Source organism: Microbacterium hominis (assembly GCF_013282805.1).
In the GTDB taxonomy this organism is placed as follows: Bacteria; Actinomycetota; Actinomycetes; order Actinomycetales; family Microbacteriaceae; genus Microbacterium; species Microbacterium hominis_B.
The window spans coordinates 2,708,325-2,727,972 of the sequence record NZ_CP054038.1; the positions used below are offsets into that span (position 1 = coordinate 2,708,325).

Annotated in this window: 18 protein-coding genes and 1 pseudogene; 13 read left to right on the forward strand and 6 right to left on the reverse strand. The window is 70.9% G+C overall.

What is annotated here, in order from left to right; all coding sequences use genetic code 11:
- Positions 1-129 precede the first annotated feature (129 nt).
- From HQM25_RS12290 to HQM25_RS12350, 13 genes are all read left to right on the forward strand, one after another.
- Positions 130-471, forward strand: a complete 342-nt coding sequence (locus tag HQM25_RS12290; protein ID WP_172990490.1) for a hypothetical protein — start codon at positions 130-132, stop codon at positions 469-471.
- A 124-nt stretch (positions 472-595) separates the two neighbouring features.
- Positions 596-940: a PTS sugar transporter subunit IIB gene (locus HQM25_RS12295; RefSeq protein ID WP_172990491.1), complete on the forward strand. Its 345-nt coding sequence runs from the start codon at positions 596-598 to the stop codon at positions 938-940.
- Between the two features lie 75 nt (positions 941-1,015).
- Positions 1,016-1,300, forward strand: a complete 285-nt coding sequence (locus HQM25_RS12300) for an HPr family phosphocarrier protein (RefSeq protein WP_172990492.1) — start codon at positions 1,016-1,018, stop codon at positions 1,298-1,300.
- A complete protein-coding gene (gene ptsP / locus HQM25_RS12305) occupies positions 1,297-3,000 on the forward strand; it encodes a phosphoenolpyruvate--protein phosphotransferase (protein WP_172990493.1) in 1,704 nt (567 codons plus the stop codon). Before HQM25_RS12300 ends, ptsP begins: the two co-directional genes overlap by 4 nt.
- A complete protein-coding gene (locus tag HQM25_RS12310; protein ID WP_172990494.1) occupies positions 2,997-4,577 on the forward strand; it encodes a PTS mannitol transporter subunit IICB in 1,581 nt (526 codons plus the stop codon). Before ptsP ends, HQM25_RS12310 begins: the two co-directional genes overlap by 4 nt.
- Before the next feature lie 105 nt (positions 4,578-4,682).
- The gene (locus HQM25_RS12315; RefSeq protein ID WP_172990495.1) at positions 4,683-5,120 is read left to right on the forward strand and encodes a PTS sugar transporter subunit IIA; all 438 of its coding nucleotides are present in this window, start codon (positions 4,683-4,685) and stop codon (positions 5,118-5,120) included.
- The gene (locus HQM25_RS12320) at positions 5,120-6,274 is read left to right on the forward strand and encodes a mannitol-1-phosphate 5-dehydrogenase (RefSeq protein ID WP_172990496.1); all 1,155 of its coding nucleotides are present in this window, start codon (positions 5,120-5,122) and stop codon (positions 6,272-6,274) included. Before HQM25_RS12315 ends, HQM25_RS12320 begins: the two co-directional genes overlap by 1 nt.
- Positions 6,275-6,293: 19 nt before the next feature.
- Positions 6,294-7,079 (forward strand): alpha/beta hydrolase, encoded by a 786-nt coding sequence (locus HQM25_RS12325; RefSeq protein WP_254359324.1) that lies wholly within the window; start codon positions 6,294-6,296, stop codon positions 7,077-7,079.
- Positions 7,080-7,116: 37 nt separating this feature from the next.
- Positions 7,117-7,839 (forward strand): TSUP family transporter, encoded by a 723-nt coding sequence (locus HQM25_RS12330; protein ID WP_172990497.1) that lies wholly within the window; start codon positions 7,117-7,119, stop codon positions 7,837-7,839.
- Between the two features lie 102 nt (positions 7,840-7,941).
- Positions 7,942-9,345, forward strand: coding sequence for a flavin-containing monooxygenase (locus tag HQM25_RS12335; protein ID WP_172990498.1), 1,404 nt, complete (start codon positions 7,942-7,944; stop codon positions 9,343-9,345).
- On the forward strand, positions 9,342-10,325 hold the full coding sequence (locus HQM25_RS12340) for a bile acid:sodium symporter family protein (RefSeq protein ID WP_172990499.1): 984 nt from the start codon (positions 9,342-9,344) through the stop codon (positions 10,323-10,325). Before HQM25_RS12335 ends, HQM25_RS12340 begins: the two co-directional genes overlap by 4 nt.
- Positions 10,322-11,275 (forward strand): NAD-dependent epimerase/dehydratase family protein, encoded by a 954-nt coding sequence (locus HQM25_RS12345; RefSeq protein WP_172990500.1) that lies wholly within the window; start codon positions 10,322-10,324, stop codon positions 11,273-11,275. The genes HQM25_RS12340 and HQM25_RS12345 overlap by 4 nt, the downstream gene beginning before the upstream one ends.
- Before the next feature lie 228 nt (positions 11,276-11,503).
- Entirely contained in the window at positions 11,504-12,376 is an 873-nt protein-coding gene (locus HQM25_RS12350) for an endonuclease domain-containing protein (RefSeq protein ID WP_254359326.1), read from the forward strand.
- A 92-nt stretch (positions 12,377-12,468) separates the two neighbouring features.
- On the opposite strand, the gene HQM25_RS12355 is transcribed toward HQM25_RS12350, so the two are convergent.
- The 6 genes and pseudogenes from HQM25_RS12355 to HQM25_RS12380 all read right to left on the reverse strand — a co-directional run bounded on the left by HQM25_RS12355 (position 12,469) and on the right by HQM25_RS12380 (position 19,570).
- Complete coding sequence (locus HQM25_RS12355; RefSeq protein WP_172990501.1) at positions 12,469-13,584, reverse strand: adenosine deaminase; 1,116 nt, start codon at positions 13,582-13,584, stop codon at positions 12,469-12,471.
- A 54-nt stretch (positions 13,585-13,638) separates the two neighbouring features.
- The gene (locus HQM25_RS12360; protein ID WP_172990502.1) at positions 13,639-14,931 is read right to left on the reverse strand and encodes a thymidine phosphorylase; all 1,293 of its coding nucleotides are present in this window, start codon (positions 14,929-14,931) and stop codon (positions 13,639-13,641) included.
- Positions 14,928-15,329: a cytidine deaminase gene (locus tag HQM25_RS12365; RefSeq protein WP_172990503.1), complete on the reverse strand. Its 402-nt coding sequence runs from the start codon at positions 15,327-15,329 to the stop codon at positions 14,928-14,930. Before HQM25_RS12365 ends, HQM25_RS12360 begins: the two co-directional genes overlap by 4 nt.
- 71 nt (positions 15,330-15,400) lie before the next feature.
- Positions 15,401-16,687: an ABC transporter permease gene (locus tag HQM25_RS12370; protein WP_172990504.1), complete on the reverse strand. Its 1,287-nt coding sequence runs from the start codon at positions 16,685-16,687 to the stop codon at positions 15,401-15,403.
- Positions 16,684-18,056: pseudogene (locus HQM25_RS12375) on the reverse strand (ABC transporter permease). The gene HQM25_RS12370 and the pseudogene HQM25_RS12375 overlap by 4 nt, the downstream one beginning before the upstream one ends.
- Complete coding sequence (locus tag HQM25_RS12380; RefSeq protein ID WP_172990506.1) at positions 18,053-19,570, reverse strand: ABC transporter ATP-binding protein; 1,518 nt, start codon at positions 19,568-19,570, stop codon at positions 18,053-18,055. Before HQM25_RS12380 ends, HQM25_RS12375 begins: the two are co-directional and overlap by 4 nt.
- Positions 19,571-19,648 lie beyond the last annotated feature (78 nt).

Genomic DNA, 19,648 nt, shown 5'->3' on the forward strand with positions numbered 1-19,648 from the left:
GCGCGATCGTCCGCGGACTCCGTCCTCGCCAGTCAACCACGCCGGGCGCGCTGCGGCGCCGCACCGGCACGCGGGCGCTAGCGTGTGGCGCAGACGGGCGGATGGGCCGCTCGCAGGAAGGGACACAGCATGGCAGCACAGCGCCCCGGCGGGGTCACACTCGTCGCGGTGATCGCGTGGCTCAACGGCCTGTTCACGATCATCGGCGGGATCTTCCACATCTTCACCTGGTCGGGCTGGGTGAGCATCATCCTCGGTGTCATCACGATCGCCGTCAGCCTCGGCCTCTTCCGCGGGAACAACCTCTCGCGCATCCTCCTCACCATCGTGTTCGTGCTCGACCTCGCCGTCGCCGCCTACAACGTCTTCACCACCGGCAACGGCTTCTGGGGGCCTCTGGTGGCCGGCGCGATCGCGCTGATCGGCCTGGTGCTGCTCTACACGCAGAAGGCGAACGCCTTCTTCCGCTGAGCCGCACCCGCCCCACCGGGAACGGACCCCCTCGGGGGTCCGTTCCGCTTTCCGCCCCTGCGGAAGAAGACCTGGTTGTCCCCTCCCAGCGACTTCACAAGAATGAGGTCGAGGAGGCAGGTCGATGAGGATCCTGGTTGTCTGCGGTGCGGGCGCGTCGAGCACGTTCGTGGCCCAGCGCGTGCGCCACGCGGCGCATGACCAGGGTCTCGCCTACACCGCCTTCGCGGGCACCGAGCTGTCGTTGCCGATAGATCTCGACGCCGCAGACGTCGTGCTCGTCGGCCCCCACCTGCAGCATGCGCTGGAGCGCATCGAGCGGGAGGCGGCGCCGCGGGGCACAACGGTGGTGCTGCTGCCGAGCGACATCTTCATGGATCTCGACGGCACCCGCACCCTCGCGCTGGTGCGCGACGCGGTCGGAGGCTCCGGGGGGACGCCTCCGACCGCGAAACCCTCCCCGGGCTGATCCGCTCGCCCACGACCGCAGAACGCACGACCGCAGAACGCACGACAGAGACGCACGACAGACAGAGAGGTCACCATGCCCGGCATCGAACGCACGGTCCGCATCGGCTCGTCCCACGGTCTTCACGCCCGGCCCGCGAAGCTGTTCGCGCAGGCCGCGAAGGAGTCCGGCATCCCGGTCACGATCGCCAAGGGCGCGGGGGCGCCGGTGAATGCGGCCTCCATCCTCGGCGTCATCGCCCTGGGCGTCGAGAAGGGCGACTACGTCACCCTGAGCGCCGACGGCGACGCCGCCGAGGCCGTGCTCGACACGCTCAGCGAACTGCTGACCACCGACCACGACACGGAGGCGGCATCATGAGCGCGCTGCGCGGCGTCGGCATCGGATTGGGCGTTGCCCAGGGCCCCGTGGCGCGGATGGCCGAGCCCCTGCCCGCCCCCGCAGACGAGCCCAGCACCCAGACCGTCGAGGCGGAGAAGGCCCGCGTGGCAGAGGCCGTCGCCGCCGTCGCCCGCGAACTGGAGGAGCGCGGCGCGCACGCGGGCGGCGCAGCCCGCGACGTGCTCGAGGCGCAGGCCATGATGGCAGAAGACCCCACCCTCGCCGAGGAGGTCGACGCGCGGCTCGCGCAGGGGAAGACCGGCGAGTTCGCCGTGTTCGACGCCTTCGCGGCCTTCCGCGACCAGCTCACGGCGCTCGGCGGCTACCTCGGCGAGCGCGCGGCAGACCTCGACGACGTCGCCCAGCGCGTGATCGCGCGGCTGCGCGGCGTCCCGGCCCCCGGCGTGCCCGACCCCGGGCATCCGTTCGTGCTCGTGGCGAAGGATCTCGCCCCCGCCGACACCGCCCTCCTCGACCTCGACATGGTGCTGGCCCTGGTGACCACCGAGGGAGGCCCCACCTCCCACACCGCGATCCTCGCCCGCGAGAAGGCGATCGTCGCCGTGGTGGGCACCGTCGAAGCCACCGGGCTCGCCGACGGCGAGACCGTCATCGTGGATGCCGCGGCCGGCGTCGTGACCACCGAGCCGTCCCCAGCTGAGCTCGAGCGCGCACGCAATCGTGCCGACGCCCGCGCCGCCGCGGCATCCGCTCCCGTCACCCCGGGGGCACTGGCCGACGGCACGGCTGTGCCGCTGCTGGCGAATCTCGGCAGTCCGAAGGGCGCGGCCGAGGCGGTCGAGCTCGGGGCCGAGGGTGTGGGGCTGTTCCGCACGGAGTTCCTCTTCCTCTCCTCGAGCCAGGCGCCCACGGTCGAGCAGCAGCGCGCCTCGTACACGGAGCTGCTCTCGGCGTTCCCCGGCAAGAAGGTCGTGGTGCGGGTGCTGGATGCCGGCGCCGACAAGCCCCTCGCGTTCCTCAACGACGCGCACGAGGACAACCCGGCGCTGGGCCTGCGCGGCATCCGCGCGCTGCGGGCGAGCGAGGACATCCTCCGCGAGCAGCTGACGGCGCTGGCGCAGGCCGATGCGGCGACCGAGGCCGACCTGTGGGTGATGGCGCCGATGGTCGCGACGGTCGGCGAGACGGAGTACTTCACCGAGCTCGCCCGCGAGTACGGCATCAAGACGGCCGGCGTCATGGTCGAGGTGCCGTCGTCGGCGCTGCTGGCGGACCGCGTGCTCGGGATCGCGGACTTCGCCTCGATCGGCACGAACGACCTCACCCAGTACACGATGGCCGCCGACCGCCTGCTCGGCTCGGTCGCCTCGTTCCAGGACCCGTGGCACCCCGCGGTGCTGCACCTCATCCGCTCGGTCGGCGCCGCCGGCCGCGCGACCGGCAAGCCGGTGGGCATCTGCGGCGAGGCCGCCGCCGACCCGCTGCTGGCCGTCGTGCTCGTGGGGCTCGGAGCCACCAGCCTCTCGATGGCTCCCACCGCCCTCGCAGATGTGCGGGCCACCCTGCTCGAGCACTCCCTCGACGATGCCGCGCGCATCGCCGAGGCCGCCCTGGCCGCACCCGATGCGGCCGCAGCCCGAACCGCGGCGATGGAGGCCGCATCCCGCTCGGCGGACAGCGCCGCGGCGGCGAGTCACGAGAAAGCGAGCACGTCATGACAACGGAGTCAGCACCCCAGACCGGGGTCAACAAGGCCCGCGTCGGAGTCCAGCGCTTCGGCACGTACCTGTCCGGCATGATCATGCCGAACATCCCTGCGCTGATCGCGTGGGGCATCGTCACGATGTTCTTCATTCCCGACGGTTTCACCCCGAACTCGCAGCTGGTCACCATCGTCGGACCGTTCATCCACTACCTGCTCCCGATCCTCATCGCCTACACGGGCGGCAGCATCGTCTACGGCGTCCGTGGCGGTGTCGTCGCGTCCATCGGACTGTTCGGCGCCATCGCCGGATCCGACTACCTCATCGCGCAGTTCAATGCGAGCCTGCCGGGGGGTGATGCCCCGCTCGGCCAGGTGCACATGTTCATCGGCGCGATGATCATGGCCCCGCTCTCGGCCTACACGATGAAGTGGCTCGACAGCCTGTGGGAGGGCAAGATCAAGGCGGGCTTCGAGATGCTCGTCAACATGTTCTCCGCCGGCATCTGGGGCTTTGTGATGATGATCGTGGGCTTCTACCCGATCGCCTGGCTGGTCAACGGCATCATGAACGTCCTCAGCACGGCAGTGAACTGGCTGGTCTCGATGAACCTGCTGCCGTTGACGAGTATCCTCATCGAGCCGGCGAAGGTGTTCTTCCTCAACAACGCCATCAACCACGGCGTGCTCACCCCCCTCGGCCTCCAACAGGCCGCCGACTCGGGTTCGTCGATCCTGTTCCTCCTCGAGGCCAACCCCGGCCCCGGTGTGGGACTCCTGCTCGCGTTCACCTTCTTCGGGATCGGCGCGGCGCGGGCATCGGCTCCCGGCGCGGCCCTCATCCAGTTCGTCGGCGGCATCCATGAGGTGTACTTCCCCTACGCGCTCATGAAGCCGATGCTGATCCTCGCCCTCATCGCGGGCGGTGCGACCGGCGTCACGACGAACATGCTGTTCGGCGGCTCGCTCGCTGCTCCCGCCGCTCCCGGCAGCATCATCGCGGTCAGCGGACAGGCGATCAGCCCCGCGGCGGGCGGGGTGCCGAACCTGCTGGTGGTCTGGCTCTCTGTGCTGCTGTCCGCGACGGTGACGTTCGTCGTCTCGTGGGTCATCCTGCGAGCCTCGCGCAAGCGCGACCTCGCGGCGATGGCTGCGACCGACGACGCCTTCGGCGCGGCGATCACGCAGACCGAGGCGGCGAAGGGCAAGTCGTCCGACGCGCTGTCGGGCCTGCGCGGCGGCGCGGCGACCGGTGCGGACGGCGGCATCGAGCCGGCGACCATGACCGAGCGCGACATCAAGAACATCGTTTTCGCGTGCGACGCCGGAATGGGCTCCTCGGCGATGGGCGCGAGCGTGCTGCGCAACAAGATCAAGAAGGCCGGCATCGAAGACGTCACCGTCGTCAACAAGGCGATCGCGGCGCTCGACGGCTCCGCCGACCTGGTCATCACGCAGAACCAGCTCACCGACCGGGCGCGCAAGCAGACGCCCGGCGCCGTGCACATCTCGGTGGACAACTTCATGAACTCGCCCCGCTACGACGAGGTCGTCGATCTCGTCCGCGCACAGCACGACGAGAAGGGCGCCTAGGCGCCGAGACCGCTGCGGGGCCGGGACGTGGCGTGAGGCCCCCGGCTCCGCAGCCCCTCCCGCGACGCCACGGCGTCGCATCCACGATCGACGAAAGGCGAGATGATGGCGAACGATGTCCTGAGCATCGGGCAGGTGCGGATCCACTCCGGCGGAGCGACCCGTGAGGAGGCGATGAAGGAGGCCGCCGACATCCTCGAGGCGGCGGGCGCGGTCACCGGCGCGTACTTCGACGCGATGCAGCAGCGCGAGCAGACCGTGTCGACGTATATGGGCAACGAACTGGCGATCCCCCACGGCACGAACGAGACCAAGGAGGCGATCCTCGACTCCGCGCTGTCCGTGGTGCGCTACGACGGGGGCGTCGACTGGGGCGGGGAGCACGTCACGTTCGTCGTCGGCATCGCCGGAAAGGGCGACGAGCACCTCGACATCCTGTCGCAGATCGCGATCCTGTTCTCCGACGAAGACGACGTCGCGCGCCTGAAGGCCGCCGGCAGCCCCGAGGAGCTCTACGAGATCGTCGCGGCGACGGGCGTGTGATGAAGGCGGTGCACTTCGGCGCGGGCAACATCGGCCGCGGGTTCGTCGGCCTGCTGCTGCACGAGGGCGGGTACGAGCTCGTCTTCTCGGACGTGGCCGCGCCCCTCGTCGACGCGATCAACGCCGTCGGCGAGTACACCGTCCATGAGGTCGGCGAAGGGGGCCGGGACCACGTCGTGACCGGGTTCCGCGCCGTGAACTCCGCGGAGCAGCCCGACACCGTGGCCGACGAGGTCGCGACCGCCGACGTCGTCACCACGGCGGTCGGGCCGACGATCCTGCGCTTCATCGCCCCGCACATCGTGGCGGGCCTGACCCGGAGGCCGGCTGACGCTCCCCCGCTGCAGGTGATGGCGTGCGAGAACGCGATCGGCGCCACCGACCTCCTGCGCGACGAGGTCGTGGCGCTGGCCGGAGAGCAGTGGCGCGACCTGGCCGGTCGCGCGGTGTTCGCCAACACCGCCGTCGACCGCATCGTGCCGGGCCAGCCCGAGGGCGGCGGGGTCGACGTGACCGTCGAGCCGTTCCACGAGTGGGCGATCGAGCGCGGACCGTTCGGAGAGTACCCGCCGGCGATCCCCGGCGCGCACTTCGTCGACGACCTCGCCCCCTACATCGAGCGGAAGCTGTTCACCGTCAACACCGGGCACGCCACCACCGCGTACTTCGGCGCCCAAGCGGGGGTGGAGAAGATCGCCGATGCGCTGGCCGATCCGGCGATCGCACAGCGCGTGGCCGCCACCCTCGAGGAGACCTCGGCGCTGCTCGTGGCCAAGCACGGCCTCGACCCGCAGACGCAGGCCGAGTACCGCACGACGATCCTGGGGCGCTTCCGCAACGACGCCCTGCCCGACACCGTGTGGCGCGTCGGCCGGCAGCCGCTGCGCAAGCTCTCCCGGCACGAGCGCTTCGTCGGCCCGGCTGCCGAAGCGGTGGATGCCGGACTGGGCGTCGACGCCCTTCTCGCCGCGATGGGCGCGGCGCTGGCCTTCGACGATCCCGAGGATGCGCAGTCGGTCGACATGCAGCGGATGCTGCGGGAACTCGACGCCACGGCGTTCACGGCGGAGGTCACCGGGCTCGAGGCGCAGCATCCCCTCTTCGATCGCGTCCGGGAGGTCGTGGCGGCCCGCCAGGGCACTCTGCCGGGGTGAGCGTGGGTACGCTCGACGGGTGAGCGAAGACACCGCAGCCCCTGAGACCGCCCCCGCCCCGCGTCGTCGGCGCGGGCGGCGCATCGTCGCCTGGGTGCTGGGCTCGCTCGGCGCGCTGGTGCTCCTGGTCGCTGTCGGCCTCGTCGTCTACAGCCAGGTCGGCGTCATGGCCGCCGAGCCAGGGCCCGTGGCCGACGTGCGCGAGAATCCCGCGATCGAGGTGACCGAGACCGATGCCGCGATCGTGCTCGCGCCGGCGGACGCGGAATCCACCGTCGGCCTCGTCTACATCCCGGGCGCCAAGGTCGAGGCGTGGGCGTACGCCGCGAAGATGTCCGGGGCCGTCGTCGACGACGACGTGACGGTCGTGATCACCAAGCCCTGGCTGAACCTCGCGTTCTTCGACCTGCGCCCGCTGTCGGCGTTCACCGACCTCGCCCCCGGGATCGACACCTGGATCGTCGGGGGCCACTCCCTCGGCGGGGTGAAGGCGTGCATGCTCGCCGCCGATGCCGACGGCCTCGCCCTGTTCGCGTCGTACTGCGCGAACGACCTCGGCGATTCCGGCCTGCCGGTGCTCAGCATCTCGGGGAGCGAGGACGGCCTGTCCACGCCCGAGAAGATCGACGAGGCCGCGCCCCTGCTACCCGCCGACGCCGACTTCGTCGAGGTGGACGGCGCCGCGCACTCCTCGTTCGGCGACTACGGCCCGCAGGCCGGCGACGGCACCCCCACGATCTCCGACCCGGAGATGACCTCGGCCCTCACGGCGCTCGTCGGCACCCTCGTCGCACAGGTGCGCTGACGGGCGGAGCCCTCCCGGCCACGTAGGCTGGACGCCCGTGACTCTTCTCCTCGCCGGCATCGCGGCGCTCGTCTCGGCCGTCATCCAGCGCATCACGGGCCTGGGCTTCATGCTCGTGCTCGTCGGCCCGATCGTGCTCCTGTACGGTCCGCTCGAGGGCGTCACGATCGGCGTGCTGCTCGCCTTCGTCGCCTCGCTGTCGGCGATCCCGCTCGTGTGGCGCGAGATCGAATGGCGCCGCGCCTGGTGGCTCATCTGGCCCGGACTGCTGGCGGCCCCGCTGGGGGCGCTCGTGGTGCGCACCCTGCCCGAGCCGGCGCTGCTGCTGCTGGTCGCCGCGATGGCGTTCTTCGCGCTCGTCGCCGGCTGGATCCCGCTGCTCTCGAGCGCCCTCGTCGGTCGGTCCGGCGCGGTCGCCGCCGGCGCCGCGGCGGGCTTCATGCACGTCGCCAGCGGCCTGTCGGGTCCGCCGCTCGCAGCGCACGCCGTGGGCGACCGCTGGCCGCAGCGCAGCTTCGCGGCCAGCGTGCAGGTCATCTTCGCGGTCTTCAGCATCGTCTCGGTCGGGCTGCGGGGCCTGCCCACCATCGCCGCCGGCGACGTCGGCATCCTCGTGGTGGCCACCGCCGCCGGCATCCTCCTCGGAACCCTGCTGACCCGCTTCGTGCCGGCGCGCGCCGCGCGCCTGGCCATGCTCGTGATCGCGTGGGCGGGCGCGACGGTGGTGCTCGTGCGCGGGCTTCTGGCACTGTGGTCCTGACCCCCGTCGCTGCCGTGATTTCGGTTAATAGCGAGTAACGCTTAGGGTTCTTCCCTGGGGTCGGATCGTCGTGCCCCCACAACGTCGTGCGGGAGAGGACACATGGAGCACCGCTACGCCATCATCGGAGCCGGCCCGTCGGGGCTGGCCGCCGCGCGCGCCCTGCAGAAGGCCGGCATCGCCTTCGACGGCTACGAGGCGTCCCGCGGCGTCGGAGGCCTCTGGGACATCGAGAACCCCCGGTCGACGATGTACGAGTCCGCCCACCTCATCTCCTCGCGCACCACCACCGAGTTCGCCGAGTTCCCGATGGACACCACGGTCGACTACCCGAGCCACAAGGTGCTCATCCGCTACTTCCGGGACTACGCGTCGACGTTCGGCCTCACCGAGCGCTTCCGCTTCGAGACGAAGGTCACGGCGCTCACGCGCGAAGGCGACGGGTGGATGCTGCGCGCCGACGGCCCCGACGGCGAGACCACCGCGCACTACGCGGGGGTCATCCTCGCCAACGGCACGCTCGCCGAGCCCAACGTGCCCGCCTTCCGCGGCGAGTTCACCGGCGAGCTGGTGCACACGAGCGCCTACAAGCGCGCCACCCAGCTCACCGGCAAACGCGTGCTCATCATCGGCGCGGGCAACTCCGGCTGCGACATCGCCGTGGATGCCGTGCACCACGCCGCCGCCGTCGACATGAGCGTGCGTCGCGGCTACTACTTCGTGCCGCGCTATCTGTTCGGCCGCCCCTCGGACACCCTGAACCAGGGCCGTCCGCTCCCGGCGCCCCTCAAGCAGTTCGTCGACACGCGGATCCTGCGCGCCTTCACCGGCGACCCCGTGCGCTTCGGCTTCCCCAAGCCCGACTACAAGATCTACGAGTCGCACCCGATCGTCAACACGCTGATCCTCAACCACCTCGGACAGGGCGACCTCGGCATCCGCCCCGACATCGACCGGTTCGACGGCACGACGGTGCACTTCCGCGACGGGTCCTCGGCGGACTACGACACGGTTCTGCTGGCCACCGGGTACTCGCTGGACTATCCCTTCGTCGACCGCGGCGAGCTGAACTGGACCGGCTGGTCTCCGAAGCTGTTCCTCAACATCTTCCCGCCCTCGTTCAACGGACTCTTCGTGATGGGCATGGTCGAGGCGTCGGGCCTGGGCTGGCAGGGCCGGTACGAGCAGGCCGAGCTCATCGCCGAGTACCTCGCCGCAGACGCGGCGCACCCCGAGCGCGCGGAGCGCTTCCGCCGCACCGCCGCCGAGCCCTGGCCCGACCTCACCGGCGGCTATGACTACCTCGGCCTCGAGCGGATGTCCTACTACGTGAACAAGGACGCCTACCGCCGCACCGTGCGTCAGGCGACCGACGACCTGCGCGCCGACGCCGATCCCGACGCAGCCCCGCCGCGCCGCGGCATCCACATCACCCGCGGCCGGGGCAGCGACATGCAGCTCACCGTGAACCTGGGTCTGCGCAAGAAGGAGGGAGCGCGGGCATGAATCCCGACGACGTCCTGCTGAACTTCAACCCGGGGTCGCTGCTGCTGCTGAACGTGGTGCTCGGACTCATCATGTTCGGCATCGCCCTGGACACCACGCTCGAGGACTTCAAGATCGTCGGGCGAAAGCCCAAGCCCTTCGTCATCGCGATCCTCGCGCAGCTGCTCGTGCTGCCGGCCGTCACCTTCGGGCTCACGCTGATCCTGCCGGTCACCCCGTCGATGGCGCTCGGCATGCTGCTGGTGGCGTGCTGCCCGCCCGGCAACATCTCGCAGGTGCTCACCCATCGCTCGGGCGGCAACGTCGCGCTGTCCGTGTCCATGACGGCGGTCGGCAACGTGCTGTACATCTTCATGCTGCCGCTGAGCATCGCCTTCTGGGGATCCCTGCACCCCACGGCGAGCACCCTGCTGGAGACCGTCGCGCTCGACCCGTGGCAGATGCTCCTCGACATCTTCCTCATCATCGGCCTTCCCTTCGCGGTCGGACTGCTGATCCGGCACCGCTTCCCGGCGTTCTCCCGCCGCGTGCAGCCGTTCGTGAAGTGGTTCTCGCTGCTGGCGCTGGTGGGGTTCATCGTGGCGGCCCTCGCCGGCAACTGGACGTACTTCATCGCCTTCCTCGGGATCATCGTGCTGGTGGTGACGGTGCACGATGCTGTGGCCCTGGCGATCGGCTACGGCACCGCCGTGGTCGGGGGCCTCGGCACGCGCGAGCGGAAGGCGATGACCTTCGAGGTCGGCATCCGCAACGCGGGCCTCGGGCTCGGTCTCGTGTTCTCGTTCTTCGGCGGGCTCGGCGGCATGGCCATCGTCGCCGGCTGGTGGGGCATCTGGGACATCATCGCGGGCCTCATCGTCGCGAGCCTGTGGGCCGCGCGCACGCGCCGCCGCACCGGCTCCGCCAAGGGCGATGCGACCCGCCACGCGATGGCCGGGCCCGACGTCGACGCCGCGGGAGCTGCGGGGTCGGCGTCATGACCCGCGTGCTCATCACCGGCGGTGCCGGATTCCTCGGCTCGCACGTCGCCGCCGCTCTCGTCGCGCGCGACGACGTGGAGCTGGTCGTCGCCGGCGACGTGCGCCGGCCCGAGCATCCCGTCGACGGGGTCGTCTACGACGACAGCGACGTGACCCGCCCGGGCGGCCTCGCGCCCCTGCTGGAGCGGCACGCGATCGACGTGGTCGTGCACCTCGCGGCCATCGTCAACCCGGGCCGTGATCACGACCTGGAGTACCGCGTCGACGTCGACGGCACCCGCAACGTGCTCGAGGCGTGCATCGAGTCGGGCGTCTCGCGCGTGGTCGTCTCGTCGTCGGGAGCGGCGTACGGGTACCATCCCGACAACCCCGAGTGGCTGCGCGAGAGCGACCCGGTGCGCGGCAACGACGAGTTCCCGTACTCCAAGCACAAGCGGCTCGTCGAGCAGCTCCTCGGCGCGTACCGGCAGACCCACCCTGATCTGGAGCAGGTCGTGTTCCGCATCGGCACGATCCTCGGCCCGACGGTGCGCAACCAGATCACCGCGCTGTGGGACGGCCGGGCGATCCTCGGCGTCAAGGGATCCGCATCGCCGTTCGTGTTCGTGTGGGTCAACGATGTGGCCGCGGCGATGGCGCGGGCGGCCACGGTGGGCCCCGCGGGCATCTACAACGTCGCGGGCGACGGACGCGTCACGGTGCAGGAGCTCGCGGCCCGCCTCGGCAAGCCCGTGGTGTCGGTGCCCGCCTCGGTGCTCGCGTTCGCGCTCCGGGTGGGGCGCGCGCTGCGTCTGACGGTGCACGGCCCCGAGCAGGTCGGGTTCCTCCGCTATCGTCCGGTACTCGCGAACGAAGCGCTCAAGCGCGACTTCGGCTACACCCCCGCCAAGACCAGCCGCGAGGCGTTCGAGGCCTACCTCGCCACCCATCCCGGCGTCGCCCGCCGCTGAGCCCGGCCCCGGCCCGGCCCGGCCCCGGCCCCGCGCGGGCTCGCCTGCAGAACTCCGGAGATCCGTGGCGACGCGGACACCCAGCCGCGCCCGTCGACCGCTCGCGCGTGATTCTTCCGGAGTTCTGCCGCCGGCAAGGTCTCCTCCCCACGCGACGAGGCCGGCTGAATAGCCCACACGCACCCCCGGACCGCTCTCGTGCGGGGACCCGGGGCCCAGCGTGGGATCGTGAGTCGACGACGTGACCCTTGGGGTGGCATCCCCCCGACCTTCCTCAGCCCGCGTGCACTCGCCTCGGCGGGCATGTCCCGGCACCGGGTCACGCGCGCCGTCGCGGACGGCACGCTGATCAGGGTCCGGAACGGTCGGCTCGTGCCGGCGGGCACGCACATCGACCTCGTGACGGTCGCCCGGTGGGGCGGGCGCTTGGACTGCGTGTCGCTGCTGCGCCACCTCGGGATCTTCGTGCTCGAGAGGGGCGCGCCGCACGTTCAGCTCGACCCGAAGATGACCCGTCTGCCCGAGCGTCCGGCCGGCGTCGTCGCGCACTGGCGCGCGACGACAGTGCCGCGCGAGGCGCTCGTCACCGACCTGATCGAGGCTCTGGCGCAGGCGACGAGGTGTCAGGATCCCCGCTCCGCCATCGCGACCCTGGACAGCGCGTGGCACCTCGGCCTGGTCGACGCCGAGACGTTGGACGAGGTGTTCGCGCGTCTGCCCCACCGCTATCAGGTGCTGCGCGGTCTCCTCGACCCGAGCTGCGAGTCGGGCCCGGAGTCGCTCGTGCGGCTCATCCTCCGCGCGCTCGGATGCCGGTACGAGACCCAGGTGAAGATCCCCGGGGTCGGCCGCGTCGACTTCGTGGTCGACGGATGGCTGATCATCGAGTGCGACAGCGAGCAGCACCACTCCGACTGGGTCGCTGTGAAGCGGGACCGGCGGCGCGACTTCGCCGCGGCCGAACGCGGCTACACGACCGTGCGCCTGCTCGCCGAGGACGTCATGTGGGACCGGGAGCGGATCACCGCGTCGCTGCGACGGGTCGTTCGCACCCGTCGACCGGCGCGAGGTCGGCAGAACTCCGGAGTTTCTGCCCGCTGAGGCCCGCCTCCCGGGTGCGCGTCACTCGCCGCGCAGATTCTTCCGGAGTTCTGCAGACGGCGGGCGGCCGGGGGCGGCCGCCCGCCCGCCGATCAGCGGTCGAAGCCGTCGCCGATGAGCTCGATCAGCTCTTCGCGGTCCTCGACCGCGAGGAACGCACCCGCGGCGGCGTTCAGCTGGAAGACCTCGAGGTCGTCGAGGTCGTACTCGAAGGTCTCGGCGAGCAGGGCGAGCTCGCGCGTGAGCGAGGTCCCGCTCTGCAGCCGGTTGTCGACGTTCACGGTCACCGCGAAGCCCAGCTGATAGAGCAGGTCGAAGGGGTGGTCCTCCATCGCGGTGCCCCAGCGCTCGATGGCGCCGGTCTGAAGGTTCGACGACGGCGACAGCTCCAGCGGGATCTCCCGGTCGCGCACCCAGCGCGCGAGGTCGCCGAACTGCACGAAGACCTCCTCGCCTTCGCGCGAGACGACCTCGAGATCCTCGGCGAGGCGCACCCCGTGGCCGAGGCGCAGCGCCCGGCCGTCGATGAGCGCGGAGCGGATGGAATCCAGCCCGGCCGCCTCACCGGCGTGCACCGTCGCGGGGAAGAACTCCCCGGCGAGGTAGTCGAAGGCCGCACGGTGCTTCGACGGCGGGAAGCCGTCCTCCGGACCGGCGATGTCGAAGCCCACCGCGCCGCGTCCGCGCCAGTCGACGGCGAGCTTGGCGATCTCGAGCGATCGGTCGGTGTGGCGCATCGCGGTGATGAGCTGGCCGACGCGGATGTCGCGGCCGGCCGACTCGGCGGCATCCTCCCCCTCTTCGATGCCCTCCTGCACCGCGTCGACGACCTCCTCGAGCGAGAGGCCCCGCGCCAGGTGCTGCTCGGGCGCCCACCGCACCTCGCCGTAGATCACGCCGTCGGCGGCGAGGTCTTCGACGAACTCGCGCGCGACGCGCGTGAGCCCCTCACGGGTCTGCATGACCGCCGTGGTCAGGTCGAAGGTCTTGAGGTACTCGACCAGCGATCCCGAGTCGCTCTTCTCGGCGAACCAGTCCGCGAGCGCACCGCCGTCGCTCTCGGGCACGTCGAGGCCGATGGCGTCGGCGAGCTCGATGATCGTGTCGGGTCGAAGGCCGCCGTCGAGGTGGTCGTGGAGCGACACCTTGGGAAGGCTGCGGATCGAGACTCCCTGGAGGACGGCGTCGCCGTCTTTGTCGATGGGCATTGGGGACTCCTCGCGTGCGGGGGCGGACGATGGGGACGAAGGGATGCCGCGGGCTCAGGCCGAGATGCGTTCGAGCACGAGGGGCGTGGCCGCCGGCGCCTGCGCGCCGATCGCCCACGCGCCGTCGAGGGCGTCGAGGGCGCGATCGAATCTGGTGGCATCCTCGCCGAGCAGGGTGAACAGCGGCTGTCCGGCGGCGACGCGGTCGCCGGGCTTCACGTGAAGATCGATCCCGGCCGCGTGGAGCACCGGGTCCTCGGCCCGCGCCCGGCCGGCGCCCAGCCGCCACGCGGCGATGCCGAACGGCAGGGCCTCCATCGCGGTGACGTACCCGTCGACGCCGGCGGTGACCGTGTGCGTCTCGTTCGGCGCGGGCAGCGCGGCATCCGGATCCCCGTCCTGCGCGCGGATCATCGCGCGCCAGGCGTCCATCGCGCGCCCGTCGCGCAGCGCGGCCTCGACGTCGGCCTCGGGCTGGCCGGCGAGCGTCAGCATCTCGCGCGCGAGGGCGACGGTGAGCTCGACCACGTCGGCCGGTCCGCCGCCGGCGAGCACCTCGACCGACTCGCGCACCTCGTTGGCGTTGCCGATCGCGAGGCCGAGAGGGGTGTTCATGTCGGTGAGCAGCGCCGTGGTCGCCACGCCCGAGTCGGTGCCGAGCGCGACCATCGTGCGGGCGAGTTCGCGGGCCCGGTCGACGTCGCGCATGAAGGCGCCCGAGCCGAACTTCACATCGAGCACGAGCGAGTCCGTGCCCTCGGCGATCTTCTTCGACATGATGCTCGACGCGATGAGCGGGATCGCCTCGACGGTCCCGGTCACGTCGCGCAGGGCGTACAGCTTCTTGTCGGCCGGGGCCAGCCCCGACCCGGCCGCGCAGATGACGGCGCCGACGTCGCGCAGCTGCGCGAACATCTCGTCGTTCGACAGTGCCGCGCGCCAGCCCGGAATGGATTCCAGCTTGTCGAGCGTGCCGCCGGTGTGACCGAGCCCGCGGCCCGACAGCTGCGGCACGGCGACGCCGAAGGAGGCGACCAGCGGCGCGAGCGGGAGGGTGATCTTGTCGCCCACCCCGCCCGTGGAGTGCTTGTCGACCGTGGGCTTGCCGAGCCCGGCGAAGCCCATCCGCTCGCCCGAGGCGATCATCGCGTCGGTCATCACGCGGATCTCGTCGCGCTCCATGCCGTTCAGGAGCACCGCCATCGCGAACGCGGCCATCTGCGAGTCGGCCACGTACCCGCGCGTGTACGCGTCGACCATCCAGCGCAGCGCGTCCTCACCCACGGCCCCGCCGTCGCGCTTGGTGCGGATGACGTCCACCGCGTCGTGCGGCTCGGGCGCGGTCATCGCCCGACCTCCTCGAGGTCTCGCGGTCCGAACGCATCGGGGAGCACCTCGTCGATGGTCCGGATGCCCGAGACCGTGTCCAGCAGCATCCCGGGGATCGCGTTCTCGTACAGGAGCTGACGGCAGCGTCCGCACGGCATGATGATGTCGCCCGCGCTGTTGACGCACACGAACGCGACGAGTCTGCCGCCTCCGGTGAGGTGGAGCTGGCTCACCAGGCCGCACTCGGCGCACAGCCCGACGCCGTACGAGGCGTTCTCCACGTTGCATCCCTGCACGATGCGTCCGTCGGACACGAGTGCCGCCGCACCCACCTTGTAGCGCGAGTACGGCGCGTACGCGCACTCCATCGCGCCGATCGCGGCCGCTCGCAGTTCATCCCAATCGATGTCGGTCACGGACGGCTCGCTTTCGGGTCGATATCAGGAGGGTCGGATGCGGCGGCGCGGCCGCACGGCGCGGGCACGGCTCAGCCCTTGATGTAGGGCTTGCCCGCCGCGGCGGGCCCGCGGATCTGACCGGCGAAGCCGGCGACCGCCACGATCGTGACCACGTAGGGGAGCATGAGCATGAACTCGCTCGGGATCGGCGTGCCGAGCACGGTGAGCAGGTTCTGCAGGTTGGTCGCGAAGCCGAACAGCAGCGCGGCGAGCGTCGCCCGGATCGGATCCCATCGCCCGAAGATGACGGCGGCGAGGGCGATGAAGCCGAGGCCCGCGGTCATCTCCTTGGTGAACTGCCCGACCGAGACGAGGGTGAAATACGCGCCGCCGATGCCGGCGATCGCGCCGGCGAGCGACACGTTCCAGAAGCGGCTCGAGTTCACCTTGATGCCGACGGTGTCGGCGGCCTGCGGGTGCTCGCCGACGGCGCGCAGGCGCAGGCCCCAGCGGGTGCGGTACAGGCCCCAGGCCACGAGGGCCACCGTGATGTACATGAGGTAGACGATGAGCGTCTGGTTGAACAGCACCGGACCGATGATCGGGATCTCGCCGAGGATCGGGATCTCCAGCCGCGTGAAGCGCACCGGGCGGTTCAGCGTGTTCTCGTTGGGAACCAGCAGCGCACCGTAGAGGAATCCGGTGAGGCCGGTCACGAGCACGTTGAGGACGACACCGACGATCACCTGGTCGACGAGGTACTTGATCGAGAACGCCGCGAGCACGAAGGCGACCAGGACACCGCCGACCATGGCGGCCAGCAGCCCCACGAAGGGGTTGCCGGTGATGCTCGACAGCAGCGCCGCGCTGAAGGCGCCGAACAGGAACTGCCCCTCGATGGCGACGTTGACGACGCCGACGCGCTCCCCGATGACACCGCCGAGGGCTCCGAAGATCAGCGGGATCGACAGCGACAGGGCGCCGAACAGGAGGCCGGTCACCGGCACGAGGCCGCCTGCGGCGGCCCACACCAGGAACGCGAACACGGCGAGCACACCGTAGACGATGCCCAGCCACAGGCCGGACGTGCGGTACGAGTACGCGTCCCACAGAGCCCAGGCGGTCAGCAGCAGCATGATCACCCACACCGACCAGCTCGTGATCGCCGTCGGCACGCCGACGTTCGGCAGCGCGATCGACGACGACGCGTCGCCCAGGCGGAAGGTGCTGATGCCGTTGCGGGGCACGAGCAGGAAGAGCAGCCCGAGGCCTACGGTGACGATCGAGAGGCTGATGGCCAGCTTCCAGTGACGCACCTTGACGGTGGTGAGGTGGAGGGCGCCGCCGGCGACGGCGGGGGCGGTCACGGCGCTCATGCGGCCACCGCCCGCTTCGCGGCCTTCGCTCTGGCCTTCGCGGCCTTCTCGGCGTCGGTCTTGGGGAGGAAGAAGATCGTGCGGATCAGCGGGGGCGCCGCGATGAACAGCACGATGAGGGACTGGACGACCAGCACGATGTCGACCGGGATTCCCTGCGAGGCCTGCATGGTGAACGAGCCCGCCTTGAGCGCGCCGAACAGGATGCCGGCGGCGAACACGCCCCAGGCGCGGCTGCGGCCGAGGAGGGCGACGGTGATCGCGTCGAAGCCGATGCCGGCGTCGATGAGGCCGTCGAACCCGGTGACGACCGAGCCCTGGATCTGGTTCATGCCCGCGAGGCCGGCCAGGCCACCGGCGAAGAGCATCGCGTAGATGTACATGCGCTGCACCGAGATGCCGGCCGCGCGCGCGGCGTGCGGGTTCTCGCCGACCGCCCGCAGGCGGAATCCGAGGCTCGACCGCTCGACCAGCCACCACACGAACACCGTCGCGCCCAGCACGATGACGAAGCCCCAGTCCAGCAGCGGGAAGCGCGGGCCGATGAGGTCGGGGAACTGGGCCGTGGCGGGCGTCGGCGCCGAGATCGGCTGATCACCGGCCGGGCGCTGCAGGATCCCCGGCGTGCGCACCATCCACGACACCAGGTACAGCGCCACGTAGTTGAGCATGATCGTGAGGATCACCTCGTGGGCTCCGGTGCGAGCCTTGAGCACACCCACGATGCCGCCCCAGATGGCGCCGCCCGCGATGCCGGCCGCGAGGGTCAGCGGCAGGTGGAGGAACATCGGCAGGTCGAGGTTGAAGGTCAGCAGGGCCGCCGTCGCGCACGCGATCAGGATCTGGCCGCGGCCGCCGATGTTGAACAGGCCGACGCGGAAGGCGAGGGCGACGCCGAGCCCGGCCGCGATCAGCGGCGCGGCGAAGCCGAGCGTGTTGGTGAGCGGGCGGATCTGCGTCGCGAAGTCGTTCGCGCGCGGGTTGAAGATCGATCCGCGGAAGAGGGCCTCGTAGCCGCCGTACACCGCGTTCCAGATCGCGACGAACGTGTCGCTCGGGCGCGCGAAGAAGTACGAGGAGGCTTCACGGACGTCCTCGTCGGTGAGCGCCATGAGGAGGCCGCCCACGATCATCGCGGCGACGACGGCGAGGATCGTGGTGACCGCCGAGCCGCGCAGCAGCTCCTTGATGAACACGTTCTGCCGCGGAGGCGGGGGACCTCGCCCCCGTCGGGAGCGGCATCCGCGTCCGCGGCCTTCGCCTCCTCCTTCTCCGGATGACCCGTCAGGGGCCCGCCGACGGGAGGAAGCTGCTCGGGCGGCAGACCCTTGATGTGCTCGTCGCCTGCTCCCGGTGTCGGCCCGCTCATGCGGCCTCCTCGCTGTCGGGGCGCTCGCCGGCCATCATCAGGCCGAGCACGTCGCGCGGGGTGTCTCCGGGCACGATGCCGACGATTCCGCCGCGGTACATGACCACGATCCGATCGGCGAGCGCGGCCACTTCGTCGAGCTCGGTCGAGACGACGACCACCGGGATGCCGGCATCCCGCGTCTCGACGATGCGGGTGTGGATGAATTCGATGGAGCCCACATCGACGCCGCGCGTGGGCTGGGCGGCGACGAGGAGCTTCAGGTCACGGCTCATCTCCCGTGCGATGACGACCTTCTGCTGGTTGCCGCCGGAGAGGGTGCCGGCGGGTACATCGGGCCCCTGGGTGCGGATGTCGTACTCCTCGATGCGCGCGCGGGCGAAGTCGTCGAGAAGCGCGCGGCGGATGGTGCCGCCGCGCACGAACGCGCTGTCGCCCGAGCGGTCGAGGATGAGGTTCTCGGCCACCGAGAAGGCGCCGACCAGGCCGTCTTCCGTCCGGTCCTCCGGCACGAAGCCGACACCTTCGTCGAGGATGCCGCGCACGGTCTTGCCGACGAGTTCGGTGCCGTCGAGGCTGATCGAGCCCGTCACGCGCTCGGCCAGGCCCACGATGGCCTCCACGAGCTCGGTCTGACCGTTGCCCTGCACGCCGGCGACGGCCAGGACCTCGCCGGGCCGCACGTCGAAGCTCACGCCGTCGACGACGACCGTGCCCTCGGCGGTGAGCACGCGAAGATCCTTGATCTGCAGCCCGCCGTCGCGCACCTGCGGCGGCTCCTTCTGCACCGTCAGCTCGACGGCACGGCCGACCATGAGCGAGGCGAGCTCGGCGTTGGAGGCGGTCGGCTCAGCCTCCCCCACGACCTTGCCGAGGCGGATGACCGTGATGCGGTCGGCGACCTCGCGCACCTCGCGCAGCTTGTGGGTGATGAAGACGATGGAGGTGCCCTCGTCGCGCAGCTGCCTCATTATGCCCATGAGCTCGTCGGTCTCCTGCGGCGTGAGCACCGCGGTGGGCTCGTCGAAGACGAGCACCTTCGCGTCACGCGAGAGGGCCTTGATGATCTCGACCCGCTGCTGCACGCCCACGGGGAGATCGCCCACGAGTGCGTCGGGATCGACCTGGAATCCGAAGCGGTCGGCCACGTCGCGCACGTGCTGGCGCGCCTTGGCGAGGTCGAGGGCGCCGAGGGCCTTCGTGCTCTCGTGGCCGAGCATCACGTTCTCGGCCACCGTGAAGACGGGGATCAGCATGAAGTGCTGGTGCACCATGCCGATGCCGGCGGCCATGGCGTCGCCGGGGCCGCGGAAGTGCTGCACCTCGTCACCGAGGAGGATGTCGCCCTCGTCGGCCTGATAGAGGCCGTAGAGCACGTTCATGAGGGTGGATTTGCCGGCGCCGTTCTCGCCCAGGAGGGCATGGATCTCCCCCGGCTCGACCACGAGATCGATGTGGTCGTTGGCCGTGAGTGAGCCGAACCGCTTCGTGATCCCACGGAGCTCGAGCTTCATATGTGCACCTTAGCGAGAGACGGATACGGGCCGGAAGAAGCGCGGCCGGGCGGATCATGATCCGTCCGGCCGCGCTGT